The following is a 2,837-nucleotide window of genomic DNA, read 5'->3' on the forward strand; positions in this document are numbered from 1 at the left end:
CTAAATCTGTGGTGATCGGTTGAGGAGCTGCCTGCATGAGACCCGTTGAAAAAATTGAAAAAGCTGTCTTCAGTTTATCTAAATTTTGGTTCAATAAAACCCACATGCCAGACTTGACAGTGTCATAGGTAATAATCAGGCTTTATCTGTGGCTTATCAAACACCGATAGCGCCAAATTCAATAGGGTCCATCTCATATTTGAAAAGGTGCGCTTTCCGCATCTAATTATTAAATTCGCGTCGCACCTAAATGTTGCGTAGGGTGCGTTAGGGGGCTTGCCCTCATTTTCCGCCTCGTAGACAGCGTTGGGACAGCCCGCCCCGGATGCTGTTGGCGAAACATTTTTTAACACGCTGAAAGCCTTGATATTCCGTTTAATGGTCGAAAAATATTTTATAGTTTTGTAACGTAATCAACGGCAGAATAAGTGTTTTGGATGTTAACTTATATTTCGCCAGCAGCATCCGCCCCGTAACGCACCACCGGGCCAAACAGCAAAAGCGATGCAGCGCGGTCTTGGGGGTTTCCCCCACTCGCGCTTTGCATCAAGACAATGAGATGCACCCAATTCAATATTTATAGGTAAAAAAAATCGCCAAGCTACACAGGATTAGCGTATTACTTTAATACTACAACTTAATCGGCGGAATCTGGGATAAAAAAAATCAAAGTTTAACCTTATCCAAAGTATAATCTTCACAGTTTGATGATCAAGAAAAAAAACAATGAACAAAAAAATCTTACTAGGTTTTATTTTAGTCCTATTACTACCGGTTACTGCCTGTTCCCCTAGCTCCGATTCTACATCCTCGTCTGGAAATGGGGCTCAGGTTCAATCTTTTACCACTGGAGCAATCCCCGATCAAGATCCTGAAAAGTTACAGCGACTCTACGGCAAGCTTGCAGCTTACCTAGAAGCAGAGTTAAAAGTTCCGGTAGAATACAAGCCTGTGATTGACTATGCAGCAGCGGTAACAGCTTTTCGGGTGGGGGACTTGGATCTGGTCTGGTTTGGTGGACTGACTGGGGTTCAAGCACGGTTACAGGTAGAAGAGGCTGAAGCGATCGCTCAACGGGATATTGATGCTGAATTTCACACCGTTTTTATCGCTAATAAAAGCAGTGGGATTAAACCCATTAAGGACATTAAAGATTTAAAAGTTTTGAAAGGTCATACCTTAACCTTTGGGAGTGAGTCATCTACCTCTGGACGCTTGATGCCCCAGTATTTTCTAGAACAAGCAGGGGTAACCTTAGACGATTTTCAAGGTGAAGTTGGGTTTTCCAAATCCCACGATGCCACAATTCAATTGGTTGAGGCAGGGAGCTACAAGGTAGGAGCCTTAAACGAACAGGTCTGGAAGAGTCGCGTTGCAGCTGGAAATGTGGACTTAAAAAAAGTAGAATTGATTTGGCGAACTCCAGCTTACTATGATTATCACTGGGTGATTAATCCTAAAGTCAAAGAACGCTACGGCGATGATTTTGTTGAGCGGGTTCAAGCCGCCTTGTTAAAGCTAGATCCTAATGTTCCCGAGCAAAAACAAATTCTTGACTTATTTGGAGCTACTAAATTTATTTCTACAAAAAATGACAACTATTCCGACATTGAGGCAATTGGACGGAAAATTGGCAAGATTAAGTAAATAAGCTGATGTGCATTTAAATTGGTTATTCCCCGTTTCTTTATCCGCAGATCCGCTGTTCCCTTTGAGCAATTTAGGTGACGTTGCGTAAGTCAAGGAATGAAGTTGTTAAATCTTCGCGCTGAATAGGAGTAGGGTGGGCATCCTCCCAGACCGAAAAGATCTGGTGCGCTTACAGTCGTCGAATTAAATTCGCCACCGGTCGCACCGCCAGGAACAGGCAAGATGCCCATTCCACAAAACTATTCAAATCATTCCAATATTAAGCAACGCCAAATCCTGAAAAGCTTATCACTAATCACCAATGACTAAAATTCCTATCTTTGAACTCAAACAGGTATCCCAGCAATTTGGCCAGTTTCGGGCATTGACTAACCTTAACCTCAAGATTTATCCTGGGGAACGAGTTGCCCTAGTGGGGGCGAGCGGTGCAGGTAAAAGTACCTTGATGCGCCTGCTCAATGGCATCTTACTCCCCAGCCAAGGAGAAGTCTGGGTCTTAGGTCGTAATCTAGCTAGAATCTCCCCGCGCCAATTGCGTCAGGTGCAGCGTCGCCTTGGCACCGTTTACCAACAGTTCAATCTAGTCAATAACCTTCGGGTGATTCATAACGTTAATGCGGGTCATTTAGGACGCTGGTCATTGATGAAAGCCCTTGTTTCTTTATTGTTTCCCCAAGATGTAGACACTGCTCTCAAGGCTTTAGCTCAGGTAGGAATTCCCGAAAAGCTCTATGCACCGACCGAGGAACTGTCTGGAGGACAGCAACAACGGGTTGCCTTAGCTAGAGTGCTGGTGCAAAATCCTGAGGTGATTCTTGCTGATGAACCGATTTCTAACCTGGACTGGCAAATGAGTCGGGAAATTATGGATTTGCTCAAGGAGATAACTGAAACTGGGGGAAAGACATTAGTAACTAGTCTCCATTCTCTCGAATTCGCCTGCAGTCATTGCGATCGCTTGGTGGGATTGCAACGGGGACAGATTGTCTTTGATGTTCCTCCAGGGGTTTTGTCTCAGAGCATGATCGACAAATTATATGCTACAGAGACTGATCTGATGAATGTATAGTTTTCAATTTTCAGGAACCGTTCCGTCTCAACTTATATAGCACTCGGAGTAAAGTTTAAGACACACTATACCAAATTCGGTTATTATAGGTTATTTACCTAAATCCTCAAATCAATTC

At 43.7% G+C, this 2,837-nt stretch carries 2 protein-coding genes; both read left to right on the top strand.

All coding sequences use genetic code 11. The features are described from left to right. The first annotated feature begins 726 nt into the window (after window positions 1–726). Window positions 727–1,647, top strand: a complete 921-nt coding sequence (locus F6K38_RS38765) for a putative selenate ABC transporter substrate-binding protein (protein ID WP_287360253.1) — start codon at window positions 727–729, stop codon at window positions 1,645–1,647. Window positions 1,648–1,951: 304 nt separating this feature from the next. Further along, entirely contained in the window at window positions 1,952–2,719 is a 768-nt protein-coding gene (locus F6K38_RS38770) for a phosphonate ABC transporter ATP-binding protein (RefSeq protein ID WP_287360255.1), read from the top strand. Window positions 2,720–2,837: the final 118 nt, after the last annotated feature.

The organism is Moorena sp. SIO3B2, from assembly GCF_010692525.1.
In the GTDB taxonomy this organism is placed as follows: Bacteria; Cyanobacteriota; Cyanobacteriia; order Cyanobacteriales; family Coleofasciculaceae; genus Moorena; species Moorena producens.

Excerpts from the sequence above, each read along its gene's own strand:
- F6K38_RS38765 (WP_287360253.1), top strand. The coding sequence starts at position 727 with ATGAACAAAAAAATCTTACTAGGTTTTATTTTAGTCCTATTACTACCG.
- F6K38_RS38770 (WP_287360255.1), top strand. The coding sequence starts at position 1,952 with ATGACTAAAATTCCTATCTTTGAACTCAAACAGGTATCCCAGCAATTT.